General features: G+C 67.2%; 22 protein-coding genes. 16 read left to right on the top strand and 6 right to left on the bottom strand.

The genetic code is table 11. The features are described from left to right. The first annotated feature begins 46 nt into the window (after positions 1-46). The 5 genes from ACOGJB_RS17095 (at position 47) to ACOGJB_RS17075 (ending at position 5,216) form a co-directional block, all read left to right on the top strand. Positions 47-1,558: an ATPase, T2SS/T4P/T4SS family gene (locus tag ACOGJB_RS17095; protein ID WP_419838287.1), complete on the top strand. Its 1,512-nt coding sequence runs from the start codon at positions 47-49 to the stop codon at positions 1,556-1,558. 3 nt (positions 1,559-1,561) lie between these two features. After that, entirely contained in the window at positions 1,562-2,476 is a 915-nt protein-coding gene (locus ACOGJB_RS17090; protein ID WP_419838286.1) for a type II secretion system F family protein, read from the top strand. Further along, positions 2,473-3,339: a type II secretion system F family protein gene (locus ACOGJB_RS17085; RefSeq protein ID WP_419838285.1), complete on the top strand. Its 867-nt coding sequence runs from the start codon at positions 2,473-2,475 to the stop codon at positions 3,337-3,339. The genes ACOGJB_RS17090 and ACOGJB_RS17085 overlap by 4 nt, the downstream gene beginning before the upstream one ends. A 229-nt stretch (positions 3,340-3,568) precedes the next feature. Beyond that, positions 3,569-3,865 carry a helix-turn-helix domain-containing protein gene (locus ACOGJB_RS17080; protein ID WP_419838284.1) on the top strand — a complete coding sequence of 99 codons (297 nt, stop codon included), beginning with the start codon at positions 3,569-3,571 and terminating at the stop codon, positions 3,863-3,865. Positions 3,866-3,878: 13 nt separating this feature from the next. Next, on the top strand, positions 3,879-5,216 hold the full coding sequence (locus tag ACOGJB_RS17075; protein WP_419838283.1) for a HipA domain-containing protein: 1,338 nt from the start codon (positions 3,879-3,881) through the stop codon (positions 5,214-5,216). A gap of 144 nt (positions 5,217-5,360) precedes the next feature. On the opposite strand, the gene ACOGJB_RS17070 is transcribed toward ACOGJB_RS17075, so the two are convergent. Both ACOGJB_RS17070 and ACOGJB_RS17065 read right to left on the bottom strand, forming a co-directional pair. Next, positions 5,361-5,918: a hypothetical protein gene (locus ACOGJB_RS17070; protein ID WP_419838282.1), complete on the bottom strand. Its 558-nt coding sequence runs from the start codon at positions 5,916-5,918 to the stop codon at positions 5,361-5,363. A 257-nt stretch (positions 5,919-6,175) separates the two neighbouring features. Then, entirely contained in the window at positions 6,176-6,673 is a 498-nt protein-coding gene (locus ACOGJB_RS17065; RefSeq protein WP_419838281.1) for a hypothetical protein, read from the bottom strand. Between the two features lie 244 nt (positions 6,674-6,917). On the opposite strand from ACOGJB_RS17065, the gene ACOGJB_RS17060 reads away from it, so the two are divergent. The 5 genes from ACOGJB_RS17060 to ACOGJB_RS17040 all read left to right on the top strand — a co-directional run bounded on the left by ACOGJB_RS17060 (position 6,918) and on the right by ACOGJB_RS17040 (position 10,917). Continuing rightward, positions 6,918-7,154, top strand: coding sequence for a hypothetical protein (locus ACOGJB_RS17060; RefSeq protein WP_419838280.1), 237 nt, complete (start codon positions 6,918-6,920; stop codon positions 7,152-7,154). A gap of 233 nt (positions 7,155-7,387) precedes the next feature. Then, complete coding sequence (locus tag ACOGJB_RS17055) at positions 7,388-7,825, top strand: hypothetical protein (protein WP_419838279.1); 438 nt, start codon at positions 7,388-7,390, stop codon at positions 7,823-7,825. Between the two features lie 1,009 nt (positions 7,826-8,834). After that, complete coding sequence (locus ACOGJB_RS17050; protein WP_419838278.1) at positions 8,835-9,227, top strand: hypothetical protein; 393 nt, start codon at positions 8,835-8,837, stop codon at positions 9,225-9,227. Between the two features lie 250 nt (positions 9,228-9,477). Next, the gene (locus tag ACOGJB_RS17045; protein WP_419838277.1) at positions 9,478-9,993 is read left to right on the top strand and encodes a hypothetical protein; all 516 of its coding nucleotides are present in this window, start codon (positions 9,478-9,480) and stop codon (positions 9,991-9,993) included. Positions 9,994-10,314: 321 nt separating this feature from the next. Then, the gene (locus tag ACOGJB_RS17040; RefSeq protein WP_419838276.1) at positions 10,315-10,917 is read left to right on the top strand and encodes a hypothetical protein; all 603 of its coding nucleotides are present in this window, start codon (positions 10,315-10,317) and stop codon (positions 10,915-10,917) included. A 160-nt stretch (positions 10,918-11,077) separates the two neighbouring features. On the opposite strand, the gene ACOGJB_RS17035 is transcribed toward ACOGJB_RS17040, so the two are convergent. After that, positions 11,078-11,737: a nucleotidyl transferase AbiEii/AbiGii toxin family protein gene (locus tag ACOGJB_RS17035; RefSeq protein WP_419838275.1), complete on the bottom strand. Its 660-nt coding sequence runs from the start codon at positions 11,735-11,737 to the stop codon at positions 11,078-11,080. 3 nt (positions 11,738-11,740) lie between these two features. Further along, positions 11,741-12,052: a hypothetical protein gene (locus tag ACOGJB_RS17030; RefSeq protein WP_419838274.1), complete on the bottom strand. Its 312-nt coding sequence runs from the start codon at positions 12,050-12,052 to the stop codon at positions 11,741-11,743. A 172-nt stretch (positions 12,053-12,224) separates the two neighbouring features. Between ACOGJB_RS17030 and ACOGJB_RS17025 the strand changes: the two genes are divergently transcribed. The 5 genes from ACOGJB_RS17025 (at position 12,225) to ACOGJB_RS17005 (ending at position 17,769) form a co-directional block, all read left to right on the top strand. Beyond that, on the top strand, positions 12,225-12,659 hold the full coding sequence (locus ACOGJB_RS17025; RefSeq protein ID WP_419838273.1) for a hypothetical protein: 435 nt from the start codon (positions 12,225-12,227) through the stop codon (positions 12,657-12,659). A gap of 98 nt (positions 12,660-12,757) precedes the next feature. Then, on the top strand, positions 12,758-13,186 hold the full coding sequence (locus tag ACOGJB_RS17020) for a hypothetical protein (RefSeq protein WP_419838272.1): 429 nt from the start codon (positions 12,758-12,760) through the stop codon (positions 13,184-13,186). 95 nt (positions 13,187-13,281) lie between these two features. Beyond that, positions 13,282-14,601 (top strand): aromatic ring-hydroxylating oxygenase subunit alpha, encoded by a 1,320-nt coding sequence (locus ACOGJB_RS17015; RefSeq protein WP_419838271.1) that lies wholly within the window; start codon positions 13,282-13,284, stop codon positions 14,599-14,601. Continuing rightward, complete coding sequence (locus tag ACOGJB_RS17010) at positions 14,598-17,285, top strand: GcvT family protein (RefSeq protein ID WP_419838270.1); 2,688 nt, start codon at positions 14,598-14,600, stop codon at positions 17,283-17,285. The genes ACOGJB_RS17015 and ACOGJB_RS17010 overlap by 4 nt, the downstream gene beginning before the upstream one ends. 16 nt (positions 17,286-17,301) lie before the next feature. Next, positions 17,302-17,769, top strand: a complete 468-nt coding sequence (locus ACOGJB_RS17005) for a substrate-binding domain-containing protein (protein WP_419838269.1) — start codon at positions 17,302-17,304, stop codon at positions 17,767-17,769. Positions 17,770-17,789: 20 nt separating this feature from the next. Here the strand turns inward: ACOGJB_RS17005 and ACOGJB_RS17000 are convergent, their stop codons facing one another. Next, positions 17,790-18,998, bottom strand: a complete 1,209-nt coding sequence (locus ACOGJB_RS17000; protein WP_419838268.1) for an acyl-CoA dehydrogenase family protein — start codon at positions 18,996-18,998, stop codon at positions 17,790-17,792. A 229-nt stretch (positions 18,999-19,227) separates the two neighbouring features. Here ACOGJB_RS17000 and ACOGJB_RS16995 point away from each other — a divergent pair, with 229 nt between their 5' ends. Further along, positions 19,228-20,532: an acetyl-CoA hydrolase/transferase family protein gene (locus ACOGJB_RS16995; RefSeq protein ID WP_419838267.1), complete on the top strand. Its 1,305-nt coding sequence runs from the start codon at positions 19,228-19,230 to the stop codon at positions 20,530-20,532. Positions 20,533-20,566: 34 nt separating this feature from the next. Here ACOGJB_RS16995 and ACOGJB_RS16990 read toward each other — a convergent pair whose 3' ends face one another. Continuing rightward, the gene (locus ACOGJB_RS16990; RefSeq protein ID WP_419838266.1) at positions 20,567-21,454 is read right to left on the bottom strand and encodes an SDR family NAD(P)-dependent oxidoreductase; all 888 of its coding nucleotides are present in this window, start codon (positions 21,452-21,454) and stop codon (positions 20,567-20,569) included. Positions 21,455-21,510: the final 56 nt, after the last annotated feature.

Here is a 21,510-nt window from a genome sequence, read left to right as displayed (position 1 = left end):
AGGCTCACGGCCAAGAGCCGGCGCAAGTCTGAGTCGGTAGGCAGTCATGGCCGAAGGCGTCGAGCAAGGTCCGGGGTTCCAGCTTTTCGAGCGGTCCCGCGACGACATTCTGCGCCGGTATCTCGAGATGCAGCGCCAGAAGCTGCCACGCGAGGTCATCGACGAGCGGTTGATGGCCTTGGCCGACCGGATACTCGAGCAGAACGACACCACGGCCGTGATGCACGGCAGCCCGCAGCTCGACGCAGAGGGCCGGCGAGACTTCCGCGCGAACGTGCGCGGCTTGATGGGCGGCGGCGCCTTGGTGCCGTTGCTCGAGCGTCCCGATGTCGAGAACATCCATGTGCTCGGCCACGACACGGTGATCCTCTCGCTGGCCGACGGTCGCCGCGTCATGGCGCCGCCGCTCGCGAAGAGCGAGGAGGAGCTGGTGACGATGGTCCGTCACCTGGCCGCCACCGCAGGCCACACCTCGCGCAGGTTCGACACAGCGTCGCCCATCTTGGACCTGCGCCTGTCATCGGGGCATCGCCTGTTCGCGGTCACCGCAGTCGCGGAGCGCACGTCGATGGTGATCAGGCGTCACCGCCTGCTGACCGCCTCGCTCGACTTGCTGTTGCAGTCGGGCACGGTGACTCCCCAGATGATTCCCGTGCTGCGCGCCGCGGTGCGCCCTCCCGATCCGGCCAACATGCTGGTGGTGGGCGGCACCGGGGCAGGCAAGACGACCCTGCTGCGATCGCTGCTCTCAGAGGTCCCCCAGTCTGATCTCATCGTCACCGTGGAAGACACGCTCGAGCTCCACCTGCGATCGTCGGGCCTGCACGAGCGGACGCTTGCGCTCGAGACCCGTACCTCCAACACCGAGGGCACCGGCGAGATCGCCATGTACGACCTGCTGCGGGCCGCGCTGCGGATGTCGCCCGACCGTGTCATCGTCGGCGAGGTTCGCGGCGGCGAGGTCATGCAGCTGCTGCAGTCGATGGGCATCGGCGTCGACGGCTCGCTCGGCACGATCCACGCAGGCAGCACTGAGGCCGCCATCAACAAGATCCTGATCTACGCGCAGCGCTCCCCCGACGCGCCGACGCCAGACTCGGTGCTGCGCGAGATCGCCGAGGTGCTGCACCTGCTGGTGTACATCAAGAAGCTCCCCGACGGCCGCCGGGCCATCACCTCGATCCGGGAGGTCACCGGCTACGCCGACGGCGAGGTGCTGACGAACGAGGTGTTCGCCGCCGGCCCTGACGGCGTTGCCGTCTACACGCGGCCGTTCAAGCCCGACGGCGAGGCGCTGGCGAGGCTTCGGGCGTCGGGATTCGATCCGGCCATGCTCGGGCCTCCTGTGGGGCAGCCCCGCACCGCGCCGCATGCGCAGGCCGCACCGACGATGCCCCAGTACCGCCGGCCCGATGGGTACAGCCGCTACCAGCAGCCGTCCGCAGTGCCGCCTCAGCACGCGCCCCACACTGGGCAATTGCCGACGCTGCCCAATGAGGCGACCCGCCCCGGTCCTGCCGCGCCCGCCGCTTCGCGTCAGCCGCGCACCGGGACGTGAGCCGTGTACCCCTTCGCCGCCGTCTCGCTGGGTGCGCTTGCGGGCCTGGGCCTGATGTCGCTGCTGATCGGCATGCGCAAGGCGCCCGTGCGCCCGAAGCGGCTGAGCCTGCGCAGCTTCCAAGCCAAGAACCTCCAAGAGCGTGCAGCGAAGTTCGACGCGCGTCTGCTGCTCGGAGCGGCTGCGGCCGCGGCGCTGGCGCTCGCCATGTGGTCGGCCACGGGCTGGCTGGTGACGGTGCCCATCGGCGCAGCCGCGGGGTTCATCGCCCCGCGGATGTTCTCGGTGCCTCGCCAGCGCCGGGCGGTGGCCGACGAGATCGAGGCCTACTCCCAGTGGACTGAGCAGATTCGCGACTTGGTCTCGGCCAGCGGATCGCTGTTGGAGGCGATCACGCTGTCCGCCCCCGCCTCTCCCCCGATGCTGCGGCCTCACGTCACCCAGATGGCGTCGCTGGCAGACACCGTCGGCCTCACGTCTGCGCTGAACTGGTTCGCCGCTCAGATGCAGTCGCCCTACGCCGACCGCTTGGTCCTGGGCATGAGCATTGCGTGGGATTCGGGCGCCCGCATCACCGAGGCATTCGAGACCGCGGCACGCGCCATGCGCAATGAGGTGGAGATGCGCCGCCGCAACGAAGTCGCCAATGCCCGCACATGGACCCAAGTCGTCTCTATCACCGGCATCACGGTGGCGACGGTGCTGCTGATGTTCACGTTCAATCGCGGGTTCTTCGACCCGTTCGGCTCGCTGATCGGCCAGATCATCCTGCTGGCTGTGGGCATCATGATCTTCGGGAACATCCTGTGGGTGCTGCAGCTCGCCGCCACGGGCGCGCCGGTGCGGCTCCTCGACCAACGCGAACTCGAGGAGTCGCTGGCAGAACTGAGAGAGTCAGTCGGAGAGGAGCTCTCATGATCGTGCAGGCGCTGATGCTCGCCGCTGCGGCCGGCGGGGGCATCCTGCTGATCGTGTCGGGCCTTCGCCGCAGGACGACGCAGACGGCATCGGCGCCGGGTTCTGGCCTTGCCCTGAGCACACGCAAGGCGGCCGGCCGTGTCGAGCGCGACCTGCGGGCCAAGCAGCTGCTGAGCCAGGACGCGGCGATGATGGGACGACCACTCGAAGTTCACGCGTTGGTGAAGCTGGGCGGTCTGGTCGGCGGGGGCATCGTGATGATTCTCATCGCGGTGATGGCCTCGCTGGCACTGAGCATCTCGGTGCCGCCGATGCTCACGGTGGCATTCGCGGCCGGCGGTGCGCTGCTGGGGTGGTGGCTGCCGGATTCCATCCTCAAGACCGAGGCCAACAAGGAGCGCGAGCGCTTCAAGGAATCGGCCGAGGCCTGGCTGGAACTGGTCGCGCAGCTGGTGACCGCCGGGTCCGATGCGACTGCAGCGCTGCACACCGCCAGCGGATACAGCAGCCAGCCGGCGTTCGCTGCGATACGCAACGCCTTGACCGAAGCCTCGGCGCTCGGCGAGCCGCCGTGGATCGGCTTGCGTCGGCTGAGCGAGACGCGTCGGCTGCGTTTCATGGAGCCTTTCATCGCCTCGCTGGAGCTGGCCGGCACCACCGGCGCCGGCTCGCGTCAGGCCATCGTGAGCCAAGTCGAGGCCGCGCGCTCCAAGTCGCTGGCGGCGGCCGACGCCGCTGCAGCGTCTGCCAGCGAGAAGATGGGCGGCCCGCTGGCGCTCATCGGCGGCGGCTTCATGCTGCTGATGGCCTACCCGCCGCTCGCCGGCATCTTGAACTCCGACTCCCTCCCCACCGGCCTGTGAGCCCCACCTGCGCCTGATCCCGTTTCGTGCTCCATCGGCGGCGCCTTCATGCTGCTGATGGCCTGCCCGCCGCTGGCGGGCATCGTGAACTCCGGCTCCGTCCCCACCGAACCCGGTGTGATTCATTTTTTCGTCTAAACCCGTATTTCTCTATACGAAGTGCAATTTCGTCAATAGCTGTAATATCGGAAAACCGAAAAAATTGCTGCTCATCACGAACTCCCGTGCCATGACCAATCCGACACCCGCCGAACTCATCGACTTCGACATCCGCACACCGCGGCGCCTCGCACGCACACTGCGCAACTACCGCCGCAGCCTCGGGCTCACCCAAGCCGACGTCGCCGGCCGAGCCGGCGTCTCGGTGCAGTGGCTCAGCGACTTCGAAACCGGCCGCACCCCCGGCGGCAGCGACCGCGTCGCCGCCGTGCTCACAGCGCTGGGGCTCTCGCTCGCGGTCCACGTCCGCCCCGTCACCGTCATCGACGCCATCCTCGCCGCCCACACAACCCAACCCGACGACTGACCCGACCCCAGCCGTGTCCTCTGAACCGCTCGCTGTTCTCATCGCCGGACGGCACGCCGCAGTCATAGACCGACATCGCCGCCGGCTGCGCCTCACCTACGACTCCAATTACGCAGCCGACCCGGCCGCAGTTCCGCTGTCACTCTCACTGCCCCTCAGCGAACCCGTCTCCGCGGGGGAACGCGTCAGCGGCTGGCTCGACGGTGTCCTGCCCGGCAACGACATGGTCCGCAGCCGCTGGGCCGCAAAACACGGCGCCCTGTCGGACTCCCCGTTCGACCTGCTGAGCACACCGCTGGGACTGGACCTCCCCGGTGCCGTTCAGACATGCCCCCTGAGCACCGTCGACGGCATCACGTCGCGCTCATCGGGCATCGACTGGCTCACCACACCGCAGTTCGAAGAGCTCGTGGACCAACTCGTCAGCGAGCAGAGATGGCAGCGCAGCCACGCACGATCAGCGTGGAGCCTCGCCGGCGCCCAGTCCAAAACAGCGCTCGTGCGCGACGGCGACCGCTGGGGCGAACCGTGGGGCAACATCGCCTCCACCCACATCCTCAAGCCCTCTATGCGCGACCTCGCCGACCAGGCCGTCAACGAACACCTCTGCCTCGCGGCAGCCCGCCACTGCGGCCTCACCGTCGCCGACTCCCAGCCGCTGACGGTCGCCGGCCACACCGTCATCGCGGTACGCCGCTTCGACCGCATCGCTGCAGCGGACGGGACTGTCACCAGAGTCCACCAAGAAGACCTCCACCAAGCCTGCGGCGAACCCGGCGTCTTCATCTACCGCACCCACGATCGCGGCCACCCGCTCAGCCGCCTGGCGCGCCTGTTCGCGGACAACAGCACCGACCCCGACCAAGACCTCCGCAGATTCTTCGACGCTCTCGTATTCAACTGGCTCGTGTGCAACAGCGACGGCCACTCCAAGAACTTCAGCATCCTGCTCGGCCCCCACGAACACCGTCTCGCACCGTTCTATGACATCTGGTCGCTGCTGCCATACGAAGGCGACTTGAGCCGGTCTCACACACTGGCCATGCCCGCCCTCGATGACCGACGCATTCTCGCCGCAGAGACTCCCCACGCATGGGCCACGACCGCCTCAACAATCGGGCTCCCCAACTTCGACGCCCAACAACGCGCAGCACAGCTCGCTGCCGCCGTGGGCCCAGCGTTCACCCGAGCCGCCGACGAACTGCCCGACGACATACGAGCCTCCCCCATCGTGCAAGCGCTCACCGACGCCATGACCCAACGCTCCCAGCACTGCGTGACCGCACTGAGCCCCAGCCGAAGCCAGCCCGCCGCAGATCACCACCGGCACCGCCAAGGCCCCAGCCTGTGACACCGCACACCCCACGGCCCGGGTTCGGCCTCATCCTGCTCCGTGACCTCCTCGACCGATCCCGCAGCTGGCCCCCGAATGAGCCGGTCAGGTCCTGTGCGCATCCGCTCTGCGCGGGCGCGTGGGAGTGTCAGTGTGGGCGTGTCAGGGCTGTTCGGGGGTATGGGTGTGGGCGCCGCGGACGGTTTCGATGCCGTGGACGCCTTCGATGCGGGCGAGTCGGTCGGTGTGATCGACCAGCACAGTCTCGACGCGGGCAAGCCGGTCAGTGTGATCGACCAGCACAGTCTCGACGCGGGCAAGCCGGTCAGTGTGGTCAACCAGCACAGTTTCGATGCGGGCGAATCGGTCGTCGACTCGGGCGAATCGCTCGTCGACCTGGGCGAATCGCTCGTCGACCTGGTCGAATCGCTCGTCGACTCGGGCGAAGCCTGCTTCCATGTCGCGGCGGACTGCAGCGACCTCGCTGCTGATCTCGTTGCGCAGGTCGGTGCGAACGCTGCCGATGTCGTTGCGCAAGACGTTGAAGCCGGCCACAGCGAAGCTGAACACGCCGACGATGAGTGCTGCGATGATCGTCGCGAACACCGGTGCTTGCACCGAGCGTCGTTCGGGTGCAGCGGTCGCGGCGAGCGACGCGGGCGCGCTGGCGCTCGGCGGCGGGGAATCCGCGCTGTCGGACTCGGCTGCGTCGTCCGCCATGGTCGTAATGGTAGCCACAGTGCCTCCAGGGGGCCGGTCTCGAGGCGCCCGCCCACGGCGCCCGCCCACGCGGCAGCGGGCGAGTGCCCGCATCGAAACGTAGGCATCACCGTGCGCGGCAAGCAAGCCGATTTCGGCCCCAGACAACAGCCGCCGCTCGCAGACATCTCGAGCACCGACGCCGTCCCCACCGGCTTGTGAGCCTGTCGGGTCCTCTGCGCATCCGCTCTGCGCGGGCGCGTAGGGGCCTGGGCGTGTCAGGGCTGTGCGGGGGTATGGGTGTGGGCGCCGCGGACGGTTTCGACGCGGGCGAGCCGGTCGGTGTGATCGACCAGCACAGTCTCGACGCGGGCGAGCCGGTCAGTGTGGTTGACCAGCACGGTTTCGATGCGGGCGAGCCGGTCAGTGTGGTCAACCAGCACAGTTTCGATGCGGGCGAATCGGTCGTCGACCTGGTCGAACCGCTCGTCGACCCGGTCGAACCGCTCGTCGACCCGGTCGAACCGCTCGTCGACCCGGGCGAAGCCCGCTTCCATGTCGCGGCGGACTGCGGCGATCTCGGTGCTGATGTCGTTGCGCAAGACGTTGAAGCCGACCACAGCGAAGCTGAACACGCCGACGATGAGTGCTGCGATGATCGTCGCGAGCACCGGTGCTTGCACCGAGCGTCGTTCAGGTGCAGCGGTCGCGGCGGGAGCGCTGGGGCTCGGCGGCGGGGAAACTGCGTTGTCGGACTCGGCTGCGTCGTCCGCCATGGTCGTAATGGTAGCCACAGTGCCTCCAAGGGGCCGGTCTCGAGGCGCCCGCCCACGGCGCCCGCCCACGCGGCAGCGGGCGAGTGCCCACATCGAAACGTAGGCATCACCGTGCGCGGCAAGCAAGCCGATTTCGACTGCACACAACGGCCGCCGCTCGCCGGCATCATGAACTCCGACTCCATCCCCACCGGCTTGTGAGCCCGAATGGGTCCGCCGCATCGCGCGGGGTAGCGTGCGCCGCGTGGATGCGTTGTGCATCGTGGCAGTGACCGTGGGCGTCGCCGGGCTCCTCGGGGGTTTCCTGTGGGGCTGGGGTGCCACGCGCACAGCGTCCCGTGTCGCATTCAAGATCGTCGAAGCAGCCGGCAACGCCAAGCCTGATCCGCACTTGGAAGCCCGCTTGGCGGCCTTGGAGCACTGGAAGTACCAAGCCGACGCCGACGGCCGAGGCGCCCGCGGCCCGTCGGAGCACGGCTGATCGCGACGGCTGCGTGCTCGGGTTTCGACGACTCATGGCTCGCTGCGTCGGAGCCGCCGTGTGTTCGGGTCGCGATGTGGGCCAGCCGATATGGGCCGGGAGAAGGCGATGCGGCACCCAGATGCAGCTTGGCATTGACGGAACCGTCGCGGCCGTGACAGAATGCGCACCACATAGAAGCGTCCCCAAAGTTGGTGTCGGCTACGCTGCCACCAACAGGAAGCAGGAGGTGCATGGTGACTGAAGCACTGATTCTGGCTCTGGGAGTGCCCACGGCACTCGTAGCGGCGGGGCTCTTGTGGCGCCGCAGTTGGTCGCAGGCATTAGCCGACATCCGCGGCATCGCCCTGCAGAGCGTCATCGTCATCGTCGTCATGCTCGTCATCGCCGGCGGTGTGGCCACGGTCTTGCTCTCGCGCGGAGGCGACGTCATCGCATCACTTGAGGCCCAAGACATCAACACCATCAACAACGGGAACTGCGCCACCTACATCATCGCCGGCACTACTACGGGGGTGCTGGCTACAGCAGCAGGAAGTGGTACCGACGGTAGCTGCACGTTCTCGGGAGCAGCGGTCACCACACCGCTCTGCATCGGTCTTGGAGGGACGCTGGCCGGGACTTCTGGTGCGTCCAGCGCCGTCTGCACAGTAGTGATTCCAGCTCTGTAACTCTCTAGCTGCCACGGACGAATATGGCCCGCCTTCAGGCGGGCCATATTCCGCTTTGAGACACGCGCAGCGAGACGAGGGATCGAGCAAGCAGCGATTTGCCCCTCGGAGTGCGGTTGCGACTCGCTTGCTGCGTTGCGCTCTGGAGTTCGGTGTTCGCCGCATCTGACGACTGCAGCAAGGGATGGGCCCGCCAGATGGCGGGCCGTTCCGCGCCCGTGCAACAGTTTCGAGACGGCAACCGACTCCATCGCAGATGTGCTTGTTACGGTGTGCAGGCGTCACCCTTTCCGCGGCAGCGCCTGCCCAGTACCGACCATTGGAACTCCCGCCCGCTCGGCAGCCACAACGCCCGACGAAGCCTGCCCGCAAGGCACCAGCAACGTCACGGCCAACAGCAACACCGACATCGCTACACAGCAAGCACTCAACCAGTTCGGGCGCTGAGCAACCTGACGCCGCCCTTCGGTCTGCCCCTGCCGTCCGGCCAACTCGTGCGCTGAGCATCATGGCGCACTGCCCCGACGTCAGCGAGCCGAAGACATCGGGCCCCGGAGGGCCTCAATGAAGCGCGACAAGCTTCCTCCGGTGTCCGCCAGACGTGCTCGCAGATGATCGGGGAGCTGCGCCTGCGATGAAAGACCGCGCGAATAGGCAAGGCCGCCTTTCGCCAATTGCGTTCAAGTCGTCGGGAAGCCCAGCAATCGGTGGAGGTCGTGGTGCTGTTCGCTGGCGCCGCAGCCGTCCAAGAGTGGCTGCGCGGCCGTGAACCGGCGGTGAATGGGCCGACCGCTGATGCGCGGTCGGTGACGCCGGCCACGAAGCACAGCCATTGCCGCCTCGCAGCGCGAAATCGGCTTGGCCGCAGCGCAGCGAAGCGCCTACGTTCCCCCGCACGGACACCCGGCACGCCGCCAGAGTCGCTGCCGGCGAGGCCGTTACCTACCTTCCCATGCACTGTCACCTGGCACCGTGCCCGTCGGCGGGCAGGCCAATCGAGGGAGGCGCCTTGACTACCATCGCAACCATGACCGGCGACACCGACGACGCTGCCGAGCCGGACACCGCCGAGACCACAGCACCCGCTGCGCGCCCGGTCCGAACGCAGACCGCGCCGGCGCACACCGACGCTGCGTCTGGGGCGCAGCAGCGCTCCGCCTTGGTGCCCGTGCTCGCAACCGTCATCGGAGCACTCATCATCGGCGTGTTCAGCATCGCCGCAGTCGGCTTCAACGTCCTGCGCAGCGACATCGCCAACGTCCGCACCGACATGGAAGCAGGTTTCGCCCAAGTCGACCAGCGCTTCGCCCGCACTGAAACTGTGCTGCTCGACCACACCGACCGGCTCGCCCGCATCGAAGCAGTCCACAACGACCACGCTCACACGCACCCTCAGCTCTGACCCGATAGGCGAAGCCGTGGCCCGAGCCTGCCCGTAAGCGACAGCGAACAAGCCAACGAACGGGCCAACGAGCGGACGGCAGCACAAGCCCGGTGCGAAATTCGCTTGGCGGGCGGCCTGCCTCGGTTTACGGTTCGCGCCAAGTCGTGTGACTGTGTGTCGTCGGGAGGCGCAGCGAAGCGCCTACCTTCCCATGCACGGTCACCTGGCACAGTGCCCGTCGGCGGGCAGGCCAATCGAGGGAGGCGCCTTGACTACCATCGCAACCATGACCGGCGACACCGACGACGCTGCCGAGCCGGACACCGACGAGCCGGACACCGCCGAGACCACAGCACCCTCCGCGCGCCCGGTCCGAACGCAGACCGCGCCCGCGCACACCGACGCTGCGCATGGGGCGCAGCAGCGCTCCGCCTTGGTTCCCGTGCTCGCAACCGTCATCGGAGCGCTCATCATCGGCGTGTTCAGCATCGCCGCAGTCGGCTTCAACGTCCTGCGCAGCGACATCGCCAACGTCCGCACCGACCTCGACCGCAAGATCACCGACGAAATCGCCGGTGTCCGCACCGACATGGAAGCAGGTTTCGCCCAAGTCGAGCGGCGCTTCGCCCAAGTCGACGAGCGCTTCGCTCAGATCGACGAGCGCTTCATCCAGATCGACCAGCGCTTCGCTCAGATCGACACCGTTTTGCTCGACCACACCGACCGGCTCGCCCGCATCGAAGCAGTCCACAACGACCACGCTCACACGCACCCTCAGCTCTGACCCGATAGGCGAAGCCGTGGCCCAACCCTGCCCGGCGCTGCTTGAAAAAACTCAAGACCTGTCGCGCTAAGTCAGACGCAACACAGCGGTGTACGGGCCGACCGCTGATGCGCGGTCGGTGACGCCGGCCACGAAGCACCGCCATCGCCGCCTCGCTGCGCGAAATCGGCTTGGCACCAGCGCGGCGAAGCGCCTACGTTCCCCCGCACGGTCACCCAGCACGCCGCCAGGGTCGCTGCCGGCGAGGCCGCTGCCTGCGTTCTGCGGCACGGTCACCTGGCACCGTGCCCGTCGGCGGGCAGGCCAATCGAGGGAGGCGCCTTGACTACCATCGCAACCATGACCGGCGACACCGACGACGCTGCCGAGCCGGACACCGACAAGCCGGACACCGACGAGACCGCAGCACCCGCTGCGCGCCCGGTCCGAACGCAGACCGCGCCCGCGCACACCGACACTGCGCATGGGGCGCAGCAGCGCTCCGCCTTGGTTCCCGTGCTCGCAACCGTCATCGGAGCACTCATCATCGGTGTGTTCAGCATCGCCGCAGTCGGCTTCAACGTCCTGCGCAGCGACATCGCCAACGTCCGCACCGACCTCGACCGCAAGATCACCGACGAAATCGCCGGTGTCCGCACCGACCTCGACCGCAGGATCACCGACGAAATCGCCGGTGTCCGCACCGACGTCAACCTGCTTCGTGACCAGATGGAAGCAGGTTTCGCCCAAGTCGAGCGGCGCTTCGCCCAAGTCGACGAGCGCTTCGCTCAGATCGACGAGCGCTTCATCCAGATCGACCAGCGCTTCATCCAGATCGACCAGCGCTTCGCTCAGATCGACACCGTTTTGCTCGACCACACCGACCGGCTCGCCCGCATCGAAGCAGTCCACAACGACCACGCTCACACGCACCCTCAGCTCTGACCCCATAGACGAAGCCGTGGCCCGAGCCTGGCTGTGAGCGACAGCGAACAAGCCAACGAGCGGGCCAACGGGCGGACGGGCCAACGAGCGGACGGGCCAACGAGCGGACGGCAGCACAAGCCCCCTGCAAGTCGTGCCGGCACAGGAGCTGCCCAGTGCGTCAGAGCTCGAGGGAACGACTACGCGTGGTCGATGGCCCTCGGTGAGGCGCCACTGAATCGAGGGTGGCGCTAACCCAGGTGCTCAGGTCTGCGTAGTGGGCATCGTCGATGTCGAACCGATTCCTGGGGAGACGACCGAAGGGCTCCAGCCCGAGCACGAGGAGGTCTCGCCGGAAGCCCAAGTCTTTTTGGGCTGCGAGCCGGCCCATCTCTTCGAGGCTGAAGCGCTGGGCCAGGGCGTGTACGTCGACGAAGTCACGGGGTGCGGAACGGGCCCACATGGCAAGCAGCTTGTCGGCAGCTAGATCCTGGGGCGAGATGACCTGTCCGCCTGCGGTCTGGACGGTGGCGAAGCGGGGATGGACGTAGCCCAGGTCGACGGTGACGGCGTCGTCGTCGTGGAGGACCTCCAGGCGCAGCAGGGACGGAGTGGACCGGAGATGTTCGGTGATGAAGCCCTGTTCGCTCATGGCCGCGTCGACGACCGCACCGAGTTGTTTGACGTGTTCGGGGGCAGTGCCGAACAGGTCCAGGTCGTTTGTTTCCCGCTCGACGATTCCCAAGGCGATCATGGCGCCGCCGCCGGCCAAGGCGAAGGCGTCAGCCTCGGGAATGCGTGCGAGAGCGGCCCACACCCGCCGCTGCAACGACGTCAGCACGAGCTAGGCGATCAAATCGCGGCCGCGAAGCCACGTGCCCCATTGTTCGCGGACATGCGGAGCCAGGCACAGCTCATCCCAAGCCTGCACCAGAAGGTCCCGATCGACATAGGCACGGACGTCGTCCGCGGTCCCCTCTGCAAGAAGAATCTCGTAGGCGTAGTTGCGGTCGACTGGATCGTCGAGGTCGAGCGCGCCTTGTCCGCTCCACGCAACGTGACGAGGCAAGGTGACTATGCCAGTCATGGGCGCGACGGCGTGCTCCCCGAAGTCGTCGGGAATGTCAACCTCTCGGTAGAAGCCAGTCGTGCCCATGCGGTGAATTCTACGGTCGCGCCGCCGGCTCGCCGCCCTGCCCATGGGTCAGCGCAGAGGAGAGGTTGTCCCGGGAGTTGTTGAAGTGGAGGGCTGGTGGTCGCTCTGCGGGCGGTGCTGTTGGGGCATCGTCTGGAGAGCTTCGTAACAACTCCAGGAGGGGGACCACCTGATGAAGAACGTGGATGGATCGGCTGTGCGGCTGGTCGATGCGGATGATGAGACCTTGGCTGGGGTGCTGGGGGACGGTCTGGCGGTGACGTTGGGTGGGATCGCCGCTGCGTGCTGCGAGGGTCTGATGGCCGTCGCGGTGGAGGCCGGACTGGCCACTGCGTTGGCGGTCATGACCCAAGAGGCCGACGCTCTGGGGGGGGCTTGGAACGCCCGCTATATCGACGGCGCCAAGGCGTTGAACAGCGCGGTCCGATCCGTGTTCGGCGACCGCAGCAGCGATGCTGCTCGCCTGGGCTCTGCGACAGAACCCCGGCCGTCTGCCTGCCGACGCCGCGTACCCGATCATCTTCGTCGACGCCTTGCCAAGAGCCCGGTGCGAAATTCGCTTGGCGGGCGGCCTGCCTCGGTTTACGGTTCGCGCCAAGTCGTGTGACTGTGTGTCGTCGGGAGGCGCAGCGAAGCGCCTACCTTCCCATGCACTGTCACCTGGCACCGTGCCCGTCGGCGGGCAGGCCAATCGAGGGAGGCGCCTTGACTACCATCGCAACCATGACCGGCGACACCGACGACGCTGCCGAGCCGGACACCGCCGAGACCACAGCACCCGCTGCGCGCCCGCGCCGAACGCAGACCGCGCCGGCGCACACCGACCCTGCGTATGGGGCGCAGCAGCGCTCCGCCTTGGTTCCCGTGCTCGCAACCGTCATCGGAGCACTCATCATCGGCGTGTTCAGCATCGCCGCAGTCGGCTTCAACGTCCTGCGCAGCGACATCGCCAACGTCCGCACCGACATGGAAGCAGGTTTCGCCCAAGTCGACGAGCGCTTCGCTCAGATCGACGAGCGCTTCATCCAGATCGACCAGCGCTTCGCTCAGATCGACACCGTTTTGCTCGACCACACCGACCGGCTCGCCCGCATCGAAGCAGTCCACAACGACCACGCTCACACGCACCCCTAGCTCTGATCCCACAGGCGAAGCCGTGGTCCGAGAATCCGGCTCATGCCCGCGCACTAGTGTTCGGAGCGCACTCGCAGACGGGGTAAGACTGCAACATGGCAGCAGATGGGACACAGCCACAGGCTGATTGGACACAGCCGGGGTCCGAGTTCTGGGCTCCCCAACGCAACACCGTCGACACGTCGTTCGCGATGCAACCGGCCGTCTATGCAGACGAGGCGTTCTTCGCCACCGAGCAGGACCGCCTGTTCGGCCGGGCATGGGTGGCGGTGGCCTTGGCATCGGAGTTGGCGCAACCGGGCCGGCTGCTAGTGCGCTCAGTCGGCGGACGCTCCATCTTGGCGACCCGGTCCGAAGCCGGACTGCACGGTTTCCTGAACTCCTGCCGCCACCGCGGCACCGAGCTAGCGGACAGTGATTGCGATATCGCCAACACGATTCGCTGCCCCTACCACCGCTGGCACTACAGCGCGGACGGTCGGCTCGTGGCTGCTCCGCTGTTCGACGAAGTGCCGCGGAAAGACTTCGACATGGCTGACTACGGGCTGATTCCGGTGCGCACCGATACTTGGGGGCCCCTGGTGTTCGTCAGTCTCAGCGACGACACCCCACCGCTCGAGGCATGGCTCGGCGACTTGCCGGATCGGATGGCCGACTACCGATTCGACCAGTGGCAACCGGCCGTACTCGAAGGTGTGTCGTGCACCTTCGACGTCGCCGCGAACTGGAAGCTCCTCGCCGAGAACTTCGCGGAGTACTACCACCTGCCCTGGGTGCATCCCGAGCTGGCCAAGGTGTCGCGGGTGCCCGACCACTACCGCTACCAAGGACCCGGGATGTACTGCGGGCAGACCACCACGCCGGTGTCGGGAGACGAGCGAGGTGACTGGCTGACGCTGCCCCCCGCAGCAGGTCTGGACGACTCCGACGCCGCCAGCGGCAGGTTCGTGGCACTGTTCCCCAACGTGACCATCGCAGTGCTACCGAGCCACATGTTCCTGATGCGGTTGGAGCCGCTGAGCGCCGGCCGCACGCTCGAACACTGCACGTTCCTGTTCCCGCCAGGCCCGATGACGCACAGCGAGCCCTCGGCCGCTTTGTGCGAGTCGTTCGAGATCACTCGCCGCTTCTGGATTGAGGTGAACGACGAGGACATCGACATCTGCGAACGCGCTCAACGCGGCATCTCGCGGGGTGGAGCACCGCCCGGACCCCTGGCCCCTCGCTTCGAGGAACCGCTCAATCGCTTCCACAAGATGACCGCTGACCTGATGACGCTGCCCTCGCTTGCCGACCTGGAGATTCCCCAAGGCGATCGCGCTGGACAGGTCGATCTCTACGGAAGCGATCCCAACCCTGCGCCGCCCGCCATCGAACGCCACCCGGTGAGTACGGCTGCAACAGTTCCCACATGACCGAACGCGTCCAAGCGGTCGTCATCGGCGGCGGCGTTGTCGGAGCTTCGGTGCTGTTTCACCTGACTCGCGCCGGCTGGAGCGATGTGGTGCTGCTCGAACGGTCCGAGCTGACGGCCGGTTCCACATGGCATGCCGCCGGAGGCATGCATCCGATCAACGCCGACCCGACCGTCGCGAAGCTGCAGAAATACACGATCGACCTGTACCGCGAGATCGAGGAGCTTTCAGGACAGGACTGCGGCATACACGTCACCGGCGCTGTCTTCTTGGCTGACACGCCCGAGCGCTTCGACTGGCTCCGGATGACTGATGCGCGCGGGCGATACCTCGGCATTGCGTCGGAGATGATCTCCGCCGATGAGGCGGCGGCGCTCGTGCCCCTCATCGATCCCGGCCAGTTCGCCGGAGCGATGTTCGACGCCGTGCACGGACACGTCGACCCGACGGGCGTGACGCACGCCTACGCGAAGGCGGCGATGGCCGCCGGTGCCCAGGTTCGCCGGCACACCTGGGCTCGCCGCATCGAGCGAACCCCCGACGGCGCCTGGCGCATCGGTCTGTACAACACATCCGCCGGCGATCTTGCCGGCACGTCGGGTGGCCGCAGCGCCGATGCATCGAGCGCTGCTGGCGCGGTCGGCGATTGCGACGAATGGATCGAGGCGACGCACGTGGTGAACGCGGGCGGTCTGTGGGCACGCGAGGTCGGGCGAATGGTGGGTCTCGAGCTGCCGGTGCTCGCGATGGAGCACACCTACGTCATCACTGAGCCGATCGACGAGATCATCGCTCACAACGAGCAGACCGGCAGCGAGCTAATGGGCACTATCGATTTCGGGGGCGAGATCTACACGCGCCAAGAGGGCCAGGGACTGCTGGTCGGCACCTATGAGCAGGCAGCGGTTGCCTGGCAGCGCAAACAGACGCCATGGGAGTTCGACAAGCGCCTGCTGACGCCCGATCTCGAACGCATCGCGCCCTCGCTCGACACCGCGTTCAGGCATTTCCCTGTGCTCGCCGACACAGGCATCGCACGGGTGGTCAACGGGCCGTTCACCTTTGCACCCGACGGGAACCCGCTCGTCGGACCGGTCCGCGGCCTGCCAGGCTTCTGGTCGGCCTGCGCGGTGATGGCCGGCCTCTCACAGGGCGGCGGCGTCGGACTTGCCCTCGCCAATTGGATGACCACCGGCGATCCCGGCTTCGACGTCTGGGCCATGGACCTCGCCCGGTTCGGCGATTGGGCCACACGCCCGTACACCGCGGCCAAAGTGCGCGAGAACTACCGGCGACGCTTCAGCATCAGCTTCCCGAACGAGTTCCTTCCCGAGGGGCGTCCCCTGGCAACCACCTCGATCTACGAACCGCAGCGCGACGCAGGCGCCGTGTTCGGCGACGTCTACGGCCTGGAAGTGCCGCTGTGGTTCGCACCCGAGCCCGGCGTGGTCGAGGACGTCACCTTCGGTCGCTCCAATGCGTGGCGCCACGTTCGTGCCGAGGTGCGAGCCGTTCGCCACGACGTGGGACTCATGGAAACGTCCGGGTTCGCCAAGTTCCTGGTCGAAGGCCCCGGTGCGCGGGCATGGCTCACGCATCTGCTGGCGGGCAGGCTGCCGCAGCCGGGCCGGATCGCGCTCGCGCCGATGTGCAACAAGCGCGGCAATCTCACCGGCGACCTCACGGTCGCCTGCCTGCCGCCGGCAACAGGGAGCGCTGATGGACCGGTACACACCGTGACTGGTGGCGCTACGGGCAATGCAGCAGCCAGCGAACGCTTCATCATTTTCGGATCAGGCATCGCCGAGCGCTATTACGAGCGCTGGTTCGATGCGGACCTCGCCCGCTGGAACAACACAGCGCCGCATGGACCGGCGTCATCGGACACAGCGCCGCATGGACCGGCGCGCTGCCGGACGCTCGGATCCCAGATGTGCGGCGTGGCAATCGCCGGGCCGAAGTCGAGGGCGCTCCTTTCGGAGGTGACCGACGCCGACGTTTCCGACGAAGCGATGCGCTTCGGCAGTTTCACCGCGCTCGATGTGGGCTGGGCACGCGTGTGGTGCGCCCGGCTGAGCTACACGGGAGAACTCGGATACGAGCTGTGGACCGATGCCAGCTACTTGCGTCACCTCTTCGATCTGCTCGTGACCCGTGGCCGGTCCCATGGGCTGCGCTTGTTCGGGTTGGCGGCATTGAACTCGCTGCGACTGGACAAGAGCTTCGGCAGCTGGGCACGCGAGTACCGGCCCAGCTATGACCCCTTCGAGGCCGGCTTGGGTCGATTCGTCCGATCGGGGCGGGCTGGCGACGACGGCGACGACTTTGTCGGGCGGGCGGCCCTCATCGACAAGTACGGCGTCGGCGAGGTGCCGAGCGGGGGCGTGCACGCCCCCGCTGGCGCGATGGCGCTGCGCACATGGGCGCTCGACGGACCCGATGATGAGTCGGGGTTCGACGCAGCCGGTGACGAGCCCATCTATTGCGACGGGCAACCGGTCGGCTGGGTGACCTCGGGCGGTTTCGCTCATCACAGCAACGTGTCGGTCGCCATGGGTTACGTGCCAGCCGAACTTGCTCACGACGGGGTTCAGTTCGACATAGAGATCGTCGGGGAGCGCCGCGCCGCCCGGCTTGTCGACGGCTGCCTGTGGGATCCTGAGGGCACCGCAATGCGCCGCTGACGGGACAGCCGACCTCGTGCTCGCTCCAGGACCCGCACAGGGGGCCTGCGAGGCCACGCACCTGTTCACCGATGAGCTGGTGCTCGTCACCCATCCGGAGCACCCACTCGCGGGCCGGACCTGGATCGGCCCCGAGGCGATTGCCGAAGAGAACTACTTCACCTACAACCGGCAGCCGTCACCCGGCTTCGAGTACGAGCGCTTTGTGCGTCCTGCGGGCCTGTCGCCTCGCACGATCACCGTGCTCGAGCAAACCGGAGCCATCGCCGAGATGATCGCTGCCGATTTCGGCGTGTCCATCCTCAGCCGGTGGGCAATGTCGCCGTGGCTCGACTCGGGGCGACTTGTCGCAGTGCGTTGCGGTCGCTCCGGGCTCAACCTGGAATGGTCGGCCATGACGCGCGTCGAGACGGCCGACGACTCACCGGAGCGGCAAGTCGCGAACGCCATCGTCGGCTGGCTCGGCGATGTTCCCATGAGCTGAGCGGGGTCCCACCGAACCAGTCAGTCGAGCAGGGACCTGCTGATCACGACATCCTGGATCTCGGTCGCGCCGTCGACGTAGTGCGTCAGCCTCGAGGCGGCAAGGTGGCGCGGCAGGGGGTGATCCCGACGCGCGCCGACGGCGCCCATGACCTGCATGCAGTCGGCCAGCCGGCGCTCGGCCACTCGGGTCGCGAACTTCTTGGCATGAGCTGCGTGAACCCCGGCGGAACGACCCTCGGCAATCCCAAGCGCCGCTCGATATGCAAGCAGGCGAGCCGCTTCGAGATCAGTGGCCACATCGGCCAGCCGGAACCGCACCCCTTGGAGGTCAGCGATTCTCCCGCCGAATGCCTGGCGCTCGCGCACGTAGGACACTGCGGTCGCCAGCCCGGTGCGCAACATGCCGCAGCACATGGCCGCAACCAGCACCCGGGCAATGTCGATGCCTTCCATCGCAGCGACGAAGCCCTCGCCGACGGGCACCATCACGTCAGCGTCGGACACGCGGCATCCCTCGAACTTGATGCCGTTCGTTCCGAGGCCGTGCGCACCGCTCAGCTGGTAGCCCTCCGAACGCTCGACGCCGTCGGTGCCGCCATCGACGAGAAAGGTGACAATCCCGCGATGGCCGGCTGCGGGATCGGTCTGTGCGTACACCGACAGCAGCTCTGCTGAGGTGCCGTTGCTGACCCAGGCCTTCTCGCCATCGAGCACCCATTCGTCGCCGTCACGACGAGCCGAGGTGGTGATCTTGGCGGCGTCGCTGCCCACGCCTGGCTCGGTCAGCAGGAAAGCTCCAAGCCGCTCGCCATGAGTGAGCGGCGGCAGCGCGCGGGCGCGCAGATCCGCTGGTGCACGCCGGCTCACAGCACCCGCGAGGTTGTTGTGACACACCAGCGAGAAGGCGACGGCGAAGTCCACGGCGGCGATCTCCTCGAGCGCGCGTGCGAGCCCGATCTGGGTCATGGCTGACCCGCCGTCAGCCGTGGGCACCAACAGCCCGCAGAGCCCTTCGCTCCCCGCACTCGCAAACGCCTCAGCGGCGAAACGTCGATCTCGCTCCCACAACTCGGCTCGCGGCGCGACGAATGAACCGGCCCATGCGACAGCGCGCTCGATGATCGCTTGGTCAGCCGCGTCGACAGCCGCATCGGCGACATCAGGGGTGAGCTCGGCCGCCAGTTCGGGCAAGGGCATGGCGTTCACATCGATTGCTTGAGGCGTCATGAACCGGAATCTTGCCACCGCGGGTCCTGTGCCCGCCCGCACAGGAGTCTCGAATACGGCGAACCTCGGGTGGCCGTACCTGCCATGGCCTGCTCGTGCCCTCCACAGGGTTGCGATTCCATTCACACACCGCTCGAACCACAGCCACGCCAACCGAATCCGCCTTCTAGAGTTCCCCCGAACGTGGCGTCGCTACGCTGCGGCACTCAGGTTGAGGAGCAGCGCTTCGATGAGCCCAAACGGTGCCGCACTCCGCGACGGCAACCGCGCCGGAGCCCTTCTCAGCGTCGAAGAGGCGATCGGGCGCATCGGGCGCCGGGCACGCGTCTACGTCGCTCAGGGCTCTGCGACGCCGTTCGGCCTGCTCGCAGCCATCGACGCTGCACACGACCGCTTCGACCATCTTGAATTCGTGAGCGCATTCCTGCTGAATCGGCCCGCGCCGCTCGATCACCTCGGCGACCCATTCCTCTGGACTTCGCTGCAGCCCAGCGGTGCATTTCGCGACGTGGGAGACAGCCCGCATTTCGGCGTCGTGCCGGCCCGTTACTCCGACATCACCGGTCTCGTCGGGCCAGGCGGCGGTCTGGAAGCCGATGTGCTGCTGTGCCAGGCCAGCCCGCCTGACGCAGACGGGTACATGAGCCTTGGCACCGGGGTCGGCGGTCATATCGAGCTGCTGCGATCCGCCTCGCTGGTGATCGCGCAGGTGAATGCGCAGATGCCGTATGTCTGCGGCGAGGGCGAATGTCACCGAACCGACTTCGATGTGCTCGTCGACATCGACGAGCCCCTTGCCGAGCTGGCGCCCGCTGTCGTCGATGAGACCGCTGAGGCCATTGCTGCCCACGTCGGTCAGTTCATCGGCGACGGGACCACACTGCAGTTCGGCATCGGTTCGATTCCCGATGCCGTGTTGTCAAGCTTGAGAGAACGTCGGCACCTCGGCCTGCACGGCGGCATGATTAACGACGCCTGCATCGACCTCATCGACAGCGGCGCGGTGGACAATCGCCACAAGGGACCGCTGGGCGATGGCGTGAGTGTCGCCGCGGAGGTGATGGGGACGCGCCGCCTGTACGACTGGGTCGACCGCAACCCGGCGGTGAATCTGGTGAACGGCTCGCTGAGTCACGGCATCGAAGGCATCGCCCAAGTGCGCAACTTCGTGGCACTGCAGTCCACCGTGCAGATGGCGCTCGACGGTTCAGCCAATTCCGAGATGATCGGCGGCCGCTACATCTCCGGACCTGGCGGTGCGCCCGACTTTGCATTTGGCGCCTGTGTGGCAACCGGCGGTCGAGCCATCGTGGCTATGCCCTCCACGGCGGGCGGCGGGCGCATATCGCGCATCGTGTCGCACCTTGAACATGGCGCCCCGGTGACGCTGCCCTCCTATGTGGCGGACATCGTCGCGACCGAGTTCGGCGCGGTAGAGCTTCGGGGGCGTTCGCTTGCCGAGCGAGCCGAGTTGCTCATCTCGATTGCCCATCCCGATTTTCGGGACGCGCTGATCGAAGATCGCCCGCGCTGACCTCGTCGAGTCGAGCGGTGCGCTCCGGCCGTTGCTACAAGCGCCGAACCGATGCCGCCTTGCCGGTCGTGCCGTATGCCATGCCGGACATTCGATGGATGTTGCGGGTGTTGTGGATCTTGCCGTGGATGCGCGGTCCGGCGGCGAGCATCGCGCCGTCGACCACCAACTGCTGGCCGCTGACGAATTCGCTGTCGTCGCTGGCGAGGAACAAGGCCATCGCTGCGATGTCGGTGCCCTCGCCACGGTCGGGCCATGGCTGCAACTCGGCCATGACCTCTTCGGCCTGGGCCTCGTTGCCGCTGTGCATCAGCGGAGTGAAGATCAGTCCCGGGCAGATGGCATTCACCCGTATGCGATGAGGCGCCAGCTCCAGCGCAGTCGTCTGAGCCAGGCTGATGACGGCCGCCTTGGCTGCGGAATACGCCTGCGGGCCAGCGCCGCCGCCCACTCCGGCGATCGATGCCGTGTTGATGATCGAGCCGCCGGTGCCTTGGGGCACCATGACCCGCGCAGCGTGCTTGGTGCCCAGCATCACCGAGCGCACCAAGATCGCGAACGTCTCGTCCCAGGCGTCCACGTCCAGCTCGGTGATCGGGCCGAACGCCCCGCCGATGCCGGCGTTGTTGAACACCACATCCAGCCGGCCGAATGCCTCGACCGCCAGCTCGGTCATGGCGGCCACGTCGTCTTCCACCGACACATCGGTCCGTGTGAAGCGAGCGCGATCGCCGAGACCGGCGCTGGTCAACTCCTCGATGAATGCATGCCCGGCGTCGGCGTTGAGATCGCCGACGACGACCGAGGCGCCCTCAGCCAGGAATCGCTCAACTGTCGACCGTCCCATGCCGCTCGCGCCGCCGGTAATCACCGCGGCCTTGCCAGCCAGCCGCCCTGCGGGATTGCCGCTGCTCTTGCTCATCGTGCTGTCCTCCCCTGCTGCCCAATACGACGCCGCGATTGTGGCCGATGTGACGT

The sequence above is a fragment of the Candidatus Poriferisodalis sp. genome, from assembly GCF_965208895.1.
In the GTDB taxonomy this organism is placed as follows: domain Bacteria; phylum Actinomycetota; class Acidimicrobiia; order Acidimicrobiales; family Poriferisodalaceae; genus Poriferisodalis.
The sequence above is the reverse complement of the archived record's forward strand: the minus strand, read 5'-3'. Positions and strand labels throughout refer to the sequence as shown.